Annotated in this window: 7 protein-coding genes and 1 other annotated feature (1 of these 8 cut by a window edge); of the genes, 4 read left to right on the top strand and 3 right to left on the bottom strand. The window is 45.6% G+C overall.

Annotated features, from left to right (window positions below; genetic code table 11):
• Positions 1 to 85 (top strand) — a binding site (T-box leader) (it extends 139 nt beyond the left edge of the window).
• 126 nt (positions 86 to 211) lie between these two features.
• The 3 genes from pheS (at position 212) to NFR99_RS10935 (ending at position 4,907) form a co-directional block, all read left to right on the top strand.
• Positions 212 to 1,231 (top strand): phenylalanine--tRNA ligase subunit alpha, encoded by a 1,020-nt coding sequence (gene pheS, locus NFR99_RS10925; RefSeq protein ID WP_120482270.1) that lies wholly within the window; start codon positions 212 to 214, stop codon positions 1,229 to 1,231.
• 623 nt (positions 1,232 to 1,854) lie between these two features.
• Complete coding sequence (gene pheT / locus NFR99_RS10930) at positions 1,855 to 4,272, top strand: phenylalanine--tRNA ligase subunit beta (protein WP_135976997.1); 2,418 nt, start codon at positions 1,855 to 1,857, stop codon at positions 4,270 to 4,272.
• Positions 4,272 to 4,907 (top strand): histidine phosphatase family protein, encoded by a 636-nt coding sequence (locus NFR99_RS10935; protein ID WP_135976996.1) that lies wholly within the window; start codon positions 4,272 to 4,274, stop codon positions 4,905 to 4,907. The genes pheT and NFR99_RS10935 overlap by 1 nt, the downstream gene beginning before the upstream one ends.
• Here the strand turns inward: NFR99_RS10935 and NFR99_RS10940 are convergent.
• Positions 4,904 to 5,437, bottom strand: a complete 534-nt coding sequence (locus NFR99_RS10940) for a DUF6512 family protein (RefSeq protein ID WP_135976995.1) — start codon at positions 5,435 to 5,437, stop codon at positions 4,904 to 4,906. The genes NFR99_RS10935 and NFR99_RS10940 overlap by 4 nt on opposite strands.
• Before the next feature lie 84 nt (positions 5,438 to 5,521).
• Here NFR99_RS10940 and NFR99_RS10945 point away from each other — a divergent pair, with 84 nt between their 5' ends.
• Complete coding sequence (locus tag NFR99_RS10945; RefSeq protein WP_120482262.1) at positions 5,522 to 5,782, top strand: hypothetical protein; 261 nt, start codon at positions 5,522 to 5,524, stop codon at positions 5,780 to 5,782.
• Here NFR99_RS10945 and queA read toward each other — a convergent pair.
• Together queA and NFR99_RS10955 are read right to left on the bottom strand one after the other, a co-directional pair.
• The gene (queA, locus tag NFR99_RS10950) at positions 5,772 to 6,800 is read right to left on the bottom strand and encodes a tRNA preQ1(34) S-adenosylmethionine ribosyltransferase-isomerase QueA (RefSeq protein WP_120482260.1); all 1,029 of its coding nucleotides are present in this window, start codon (positions 6,798 to 6,800) and stop codon (positions 5,772 to 5,774) included. The genes NFR99_RS10945 and queA overlap by 11 nt on opposite strands.
• 167 nt (positions 6,801 to 6,967) lie before the next feature.
• Positions 6,968 to 7,711 carry a hypothetical protein gene (locus NFR99_RS10955; protein WP_251353624.1) on the bottom strand — a complete coding sequence of 248 codons (744 nt, stop codon included), beginning with the start codon at positions 7,709 to 7,711 and terminating at the stop codon, positions 6,968 to 6,970.
• Positions 7,712 to 7,923: the final 212 nt, after the last annotated feature.

Here is a 7,923-nt window from a genome sequence, read left to right on the forward strand (position 1 = left end):
GTGTTGTGCGCGTTAAGCATAGAGAGAGCCTGTCACGTACAGGAAACAGGGTGGTACCGCGGAACTGTCAGATTTCGTCCCTATAGGGATGAAGTATGCCGGTTCTTATTTTTTTGCCGCAATATCGGGAATGTCCGGAAGATGGCGCAGACGTGGCTGATGGCTTTACGTTTGAGTAAATAGAAAATAGAAAATAGAAGGAGAATCGATGATGAAACAGAAGTTGCAGGAAATCAGAGAAGAGGCAGTAAAACAAATCCAAAATTCCGATGCACTGGACAAATTAAACGATGTCCGCGTCGCATTCCTTGGGAAAAAAGGAAAGCTGACAGCTGTTCTGAAAGGAATGAAGGATGTAGCTGCGGAAGAACGTCCAATGGTAGGACAGATGGTAAATGAGACCAGGGCGGCTATTGAAGGGATTCTGGAGGAGACGAAGCAGAGGCTGGAGGCGAAAGCCAGGGAAGAACAGCTAAAGAGGGAAGTAATTGATGTTACGCTTCCGGCAAAGAAAAATAATATGGGACACCGCCATCCAAACACGATTGCACTGGAAGAGGTGGAGCGTATTTTCATAGGCATGGGTTATGAAGTAGTGGAAGGACCGGAAGTAGAATACGACCTCTACAACTTTGAAAAGTTAAATATTCCGGCGAACCATCCGGCAAAGGATGAGCAGGATACTTTTTATATTAATAAAGATATTGTGCTGCGCACCCAAACTTCGCCGGTTCAGGCAAGAGTCATGGAGCAGGGTAAACTGCCTATCCGTATGATTGCGCCGGGACGGGTGTTCCGTTCTGATGAGGTGGACGCGACACATTCCCCATCTTTCCATCAGATAGAAGGGCTTGTTATTGATAAAAATATCACATTTGCAGATTTGAAAGGAACGTTGGAAGAGTTTGCGAAAGAACTGTTCGGACCGGAAACCAGGACAAAATTCCGTCCCCATCATTTCCCATTCACAGAGCCGAGCGCCGAGGTAGATGTGACCTGCTTTAAATGCGGCGGAAGCGGATGCCGTTTCTGTAAAGGTTCCGGCTGGATAGAGATTCTTGGCTGCGGTATGGTACATCCTCATGTACTAGAGATGTGCGGCATTGACCCGGAAGAATATACGGGATTTGCATTCGGCGTCGGCTTGGAACGTATCGCGCTTCTGAAATATGAAATCGATGATATGCGGCTGCTATATGAAAATGATATCAGATTTCTGAAACAATTTTGATACTGTCTAGCCGTGCATTCGAATCTTTATGCAGACCGTGCAAGTTTACTTGCTAAGGGCTGCATAAAGATTCGAATATAGGGCGCACAGCCCAAGCGAAACGAAGCGGAGCGGAGTAGAGCGAGCACGGCGAAGCAGAGAGAAGAGAGACCGTGCAAGTTTACTTGCTAAGGGCTGCATAAAGATTCGAATATAGGGCGCACAGCCCAAGCGAAACGGAGCAGAGCGGAGTAGAGCGGAGTAGAGCGAGCACGGCGAAGCAGGGGGAGGAGAGACCGTGCAAGTTTACTTGCTAAGGTCTGCATAAAGATTCGAATATAGGGCGCACAGCCCAAGCGAAACGAAGCGGAGCGAAGTAGAGCGAGCACGGCGAAGCAGGGGGAGGAGAGACCGTGCAAGTTTACTTGCTAAGGTCTGCATAAAGATTCGAATATAGGGCGCACAGCCCAAGCGAAACGAAGCGGAGCGAAGTAGAGCGAGCACGGCGAAGCAGAGGGAAGAGAGACCGTGCAAGTTTACTTGCTAAGGGTTGCATAAAGATTCGAATATAGGGCGCACAGTCCGAGCGAAACAGAGGGACGAGGCGCATGAATAGAAAAATAAATAAAGGAGATTAGACGGATATGAATACATCATTATCTTGGATTAAGGCTTACGTACCGGATTTGGACGTGACCGCACAGGAATATACAGATGCTATGACATTGTCAGGCACGAAGGTAGAGGGCTATGAGAAGATGGACGCAGATTTGGAAAAAATCGTGATTGGCCAGATTCTTTCGATTGAGCGGCATCCTGACGCGGACAAACTGATCATCTGCCAGGTAAATGTGGGAACAGAGACGGTGCAAATCGTGACGGGAGCGCCTAATGTGAAAGAGGGCGACAAGGTTCCGGTGGTGTTGGACGGCGGACGTGTGGCCGGCGGCCATGACGGAAAGATGACGCCTGGCGGTATCCGGATTAAAAAGGGAAAACTTAGAGGCATCGAGTCCTGCGGTATGATGTGCTCGATTGAAGAGCTTGGCTCTACCCGTGAGATGTACCCGGAGGCGCCGGAATATGGAATTTACATTTTCCCGAAGGATGCTGTGATAGGCGAGAGCGCTATAAAAGCGCTGGGGCTGGACGATGTGATTTTTGAGTATGAGGTAACTTCGAATCGTGTGGACTGCTATAGTGTGCTGGGAATCGCCAGGGAAGCTGCCGCTACTTTCGGAAAGAAATTTGTTCCGCCGGTAGTTCAGGCAACAGGAAATAGCGAGGATGCTCATGATTATGTAAAGGTTACAGTGAAAGATACAGACCTCTGCCCACGTTATACTGCCAGGGTGGTAAAGAATATCAAAATCGCTCCGTCGCCGAAGTGGATGCAGAGGAGGCTGGCGTCTAACGGCATCCGGCCGATTAATAATATCGTGGATATTACAAACTACGTGATGGAAGAGTATGGACAGCCGATGCATGCCTATGACTATGATACGATTGCAGGACATGAAATCGTGGTGCGCCGTGCGGAAAAAGGAGAGAAATTTGTTACGCTGGACGGACAGGAGCGGACAATGGATGATTCTGTCCTGATGATTTGCGACGGGGAGAAGGCAGTGGGCATCGCCGGAATCATGGGAGGAGAAAATTCTATGATTACGGATGATGTAAAGACGATGATGTTTGAGGCTGCATGTTTTGACGGGACGAATATCCGCCTTTCCAGCAAGAAGGTAGGGCTGCGCACGGACGCTTCTGGAAAGTTTGAGAAAGGGCTGGACCCGAACAATGCGGAGGCGGCCATTAACAGAGCCTGCCAGTTGATTGAAGAGCTGGGGGCCGGAGAGGTAGTCGGCGGCATCGTGGATGTATATACCACAAAAAAAGAGCCGGTGCGTGTACCATTTGAGCCAGAGAAAATCAATGCGCTGCTGGGAACAGAGCTTTCAAAAGAGCAGATGCTGAAATATTTTGAGGCTGTAGAGCTGGCGTATGATGCAGGAACAAATGAGATTGTGGCTCCGACGTTCCGTCATGATATTTTCCGTACGGCGGATTTGGCAGAGGAAGTGGCGCGCTTCTATGGATATGACAATATTCCGACCACTCTTCCGAGAGGAGAAGCGACGACAGGAAAGCTTCCGTTCAAACTGCGCATCGAAGAAGTGGCAAGGGACATTGCAGAATACTGCGGCTTTTCACAGGGTATGACTTATTCTTTTGAGAGTCCGAAGGTATTTGACAAGCTGTTGTTGGCGGCGGATTCTCCGTACCGGAATGCGATTAAGATTTCTAATCCTTTGGGAGAGGATTTCAGCATCATGCGTACGGTTCCGCTGAACGGAATGCTGACTTCCCTGGCATTTAACTATAACCACAGGAACAAAAATGTACGTTTGTACGAGCTGGGGAACGTATATTTGCCGAAGCAGCTCCCGCTGACGGAGCTTCCGGAGGAGCGGATGCAGTTTACTCTGGGAATGTATGGCGAAGGCGACTTCTTTGTGATGAAAGGCGTTGTAGAGGAATTCTTTGAGAAAGCAGGACTTCATAAGACGGCATCTTATGACCCGCAGGCGGGCAAGCCGTTCCTGCACCCGGGACGTCAGGCAAATATCATCTATGACGGGGAAGTGCTGGGATATCTGGGTGAAATCCATCCTGCCGTAGCAGACAAGTATGGCATCGGTGAGAAAGCGTATGTGGCAGTTTTAGATATTCCCAGAGTAGTGGAATATGCTTCTTTCGACCGTAAATTTGAAGGAATTGCAAAATTCCCGGCAGTGACAAGGGATATTAGCATGATGGTATCGAAGGATATCCTGGCGGGACAGATTGAAGCTATGATTCTCCAGAGGGGCGGAAAGCATCTGGAAAGCCTGAATTTATTCGATATTTATGAGGGTGAGCAGGTGAAGAAGGGATATAAGTCTATGGCGTACTCTCTGGTATTCCGTGCAAAAGATAAGACAATGACGGAGGATGAGATTACTTCTGCTATGAAGAAGGTTTACAATGGTCTGGAATCTATGGGAATCGAGTTGAGGCAGTAATGGTTATTTATGTCATGCGGCACGGGCAGACGGACTGGAACGTGGCAAAGCGGCTCCAGGGGCGCTCAGATACGGTTTTAAATGAAAATGGAAGAGAACTGGCAAGGAAAACGGGGGAAGCGCTTTTGGCGGTTCCCTTTGCCGCAGTTTTTTCCAGCCCTTTAAAAAGGGCGAAGGAAACGGCGGAGCTGGCGCTTGGCGGCAGGAAGATTCCGATTTTTGAGGATGCACGGCTGATTGAAATCAGTTTTGGGGCTTATGAAGGGCTTTGCAGCGCAAAGGATCATTATGAGATACCGGATAGGGAGTTTTCTTATTTCTTTACGGCACCGAATAAGTATCGGGTGCCGGAAGGCGGGGAGAGCTTTGAGGAGCTTCACAGGCGCACGGCGGATTTTCTGAGGGATATCACGGCGCGTCAGGAGCTGGAAGATAAGACCGTGTTGGTATCGACTCACGGCGCGGCGGGCAGGGCGCTTTTGAATGCCTTGCGGATTTTTGAACAGAAAGATTTCTGGAACGGAGGCGTATCGCCAAACTGCAGCATCTCTATTTTGGAGAGCGTACAGGGGAATGTGCGTCTGATAGAAGAAAATAAAATTTTTTATTCCCGCGGGCCAATAGCGGGTGTTTAAGAGAAGAGCAGGAAAGCTTCAAACAGAGGAAGCATTGGCGGAGTGTATGTGAAATAGAAAAATATCCCGGTAAGAAAGAGCAGGAAAAAGATGCAGAAAATATTTGTGCAGAGATTTCCTGCTTTTTTCTTTAGAGTCAGATACCAGGTCAGGCTGTAACACAGGATTACCCCAAGAAAAAACGTGAGGATATCCATCCAGAGATAGTGTTCTCCAATAATGCCAGTGTACGTATAATAAAATGCGACGATGAAAAGCAGTCCTACAGTACATCCGATGGTGCGCGCGGTAATAAAGGCGGGAAAGAGCCGGCCTATATAGAAATATTCAAAGATAGTGAAAATTAGTACAGGGAAAAACAACAGCTTTAAATGCTCCCAGGTGGATTCGTTGACCGGGGAGATAAGTCCTGCAAGATAATTGTATTCTGTCCATTCATAGAGAAAATGCATCAATACCCCGGCAATCAAAGAAAGGATAGCGAAAGCAATCTGTGCGTAGGAAAACTGTTTCTGGAAATATTTCATCATTTTTTTCACCTCCAGAAACAGTATATGGAGGAAGCGGGGAAATTATGAAAAAGAGTACTGTTTAAAAGTAAAGATGAATTTGTCTTGAAATGTCTGCTTATTTGGCGTTATTACAGAGATAGCACAAGAAGAAATTTAGCAGCAGCAAAAGCCTATACCATTTATCGTTCCACTAAGAAAGATGGAGGATTTATAAGGCTGAAAATAGTAAAAGGCGCGAAAAAAACAGCCTTTCTTGATAATAAGGTAAAGAAGGGAAAGACATATTATTACAAAGTTGTCGTAAAAACCAAGAAAGGCTATAGTGCGACGAAAGCAGCTAAAGGAGTAAAGGTCAAGAGGTAATAAGCATCGCATCCCCAAAGGAAAAGAACCGATAGCGTTCCTGTACCGCCGTCTCATAGGCGTTCAAGATATGTTCTTTTCCGGCGAGGGCGGAAACCAGCATTAGCAGGGTGGATTCCGGCAAATGAAAATTGGTAATCAGGCAGTCAAGGACTTTGAAGCGGTAGCCGGGATAGATAAAGATGTCCGTCCAGCCGCTTCCGGCCTTGACAATACCGTTTTCGCCGGAAGCAGATTCTAAAGTGCGGCAGCTGGTGGTTCCTACGGAGATGATGCGCCCTCCGGCGGCCTTTGTGTCGTTGATAAGTTTTGCCTGGGATTCTTCTATCGAATAGAATTCCGAGTGCATGTGATGTTGGGTCACGTCCTCTACTTTGACCGGGCGGAAAGTACCCAGCCCCACATGGAGGGTAACATGGGCGATTTTTACACCTTTTTCTTTCAGAATGGCGAGCAGTTCCGGAGTGAAATGCAGTCCGGCAGTAGGAGCGGCTGCCGAACCGTCATGTTTGGCATAAACCGTCTGGTAACGGTTCTTATCTTTCAGCTGGTGGGTAATGTAAGGGGGAAGCGGCATCTGTCCAAGCACATCAAGGATTTCTTCGAAAATTCCATTGTAGGTAAATCGGATTAAACGGTTGCCTTCTTCTACGACATCGAGAACCTCCCCGGTCAGCAGCCCGCCGCCAAAAGAAATTTTGGATCCCGGTTTTGCTTTTTTTCCGGGCTTCACCAGAGTTTCCCAGATATCGTTTTCTTTTCTTTTTAAAAGCAAAAGTTCAATCTTTGCATCAGTGCCTATTTTATTCCCGTAGAGTCTGGCTGGAATGACCTTTGTATCGTTAATGACCAGACAATCGCCCGGATTCAGGTAATCGGTGATTTCTTTGAAAATATGATGTTCGATAGCTCCGGTATCTTTATTTAAAACAAGAAGACGGGAAGACGAACGGTCTTCCAGCGGATCCTGTGCAATTAGTTCCTGGGGCAAATCAAAATAAAAATCGGATGTTTTCATATCTTATTCCTCTCAGTCTTTGGTTAAAATGTAAAATTGCATAAATTCATCAAAATAATACTACAGTTCAAGAGAATCTGCAATTCTTTTTGATGGATGCTTCTGGTTCCGACAGAGGGGCAGTGGAGAGTTCTATTGATTTCCGGCTCATTTCATAATGCGCAAAGTTATGTAACAGATTTAAACCATTCTTCTGTCTTTTTATAATAATCAATAATATCGCTAATGCCATCCCTATTTATTTCTTCATACCAGTTTTCATGTTCGTTGGAAAAATCAAAAAAGCTAATTGCATTATCATAATATTCAGAAAAGTCAGGATTAGTATTCATTCTTTTAATGCAGTCAGCAAATGAAAAATCTTTAAAATCTGGTGAGATTCTCCAATACCTTGGCCAATCCAAAACCATCCGACTAATAAATTTTGATTTAGGGTCATCGGTTTTGATGAAATCCAAAAACGGAATAAAGTAATCATTATATACCGGGTGATGGTTATTAAAACTTTTACCAAAAGAAATTCCTAACGCTTTGCGTGCAGGTTCACCTCTTGCGGCCTCTACTAAGGGAGTACCAAAATATATTGATTTGCTGGAATCCATTAATGCGAAGCCAGAAGAAACGCAACCACGCAAAGGAATCCCCGCAATAATTGATTGGCAAAAAAAGTCCATACAAGTCTGTAAGAACGATAAATAGATTTGATGTTCTTGATAAAAAATGGGACAATAGGGAGTATCTTTTTCTCCCAACAATAAAGGGTAAGGTTCATATTTGGGAGTTGCCAGCCAATATGCCTCTCTGCGGCAAAGGTAATGAACATAAATTATAAATGTATCACTAAAATGACAAACATTAACGTGTCCATTTGCATTGGCAATATATTGTCCCTCTTTCCAGTCATCACTCATTTGGATAGGAACAGCCTTGCTTATATCAGGCGTATAAACTATATCAAGCAATTTGTTATATAATTCTAAAATTGTTTGATTTCCGTGAGTGGTTACGTAATTAGAGAATCCTAATATATCAAATAAAGCAATAGACTATAAATGAGCAAATTTGAATTTTTACCAAAACTGCTATAAATGCTTTAAAACTAAAGACACCATACCTTTTTGGG

Origin of the sequence: Hominisplanchenecus murintestinalis, from assembly GCF_943193015.1 — a bacterium.
GTDB lineage: Bacteria > Bacillota > Clostridia > Lachnospirales > Lachnospiraceae > Hominisplanchenecus_A > Hominisplanchenecus_A murintestinalis.

Excerpts from the sequence above, each read along its gene's own strand:
- pheS (WP_120482270.1), top strand. The coding sequence starts at position 212 with ATGAAACAGAAGTTGCAGGAAATCAGAGAAGAGGCAGTAAAACAAATC.
- pheT (WP_135976997.1), top strand. The coding sequence starts at position 1,855 with ATGAATACATCATTATCTTGGATTAAGGCTTACGTACCGGATTTGGAC.
- NFR99_RS10935 (WP_135976996.1), top strand. The coding sequence starts at position 4,272 with ATGGTTATTTATGTCATGCGGCACGGGCAGACGGACTGGAACGTGGCA.
- NFR99_RS10940 (WP_135976995.1), bottom strand. The coding sequence starts at position 5,437 with ATGATGAAATATTTCCAGAAACAGTTTTCCTACGCACAGATTGCTTTC.
- queA (WP_120482260.1), bottom strand. The coding sequence starts at position 6,800 with ATGAAAACATCCGATTTTTATTTTGATTTGCCCCAGGAACTAATTGCA.
- NFR99_RS10955 (WP_251353624.1), bottom strand. The coding sequence starts at position 7,711 with ATGAGTGATGACTGGAAAGAGGGACAATATATTGCCAATGCAAATGGA.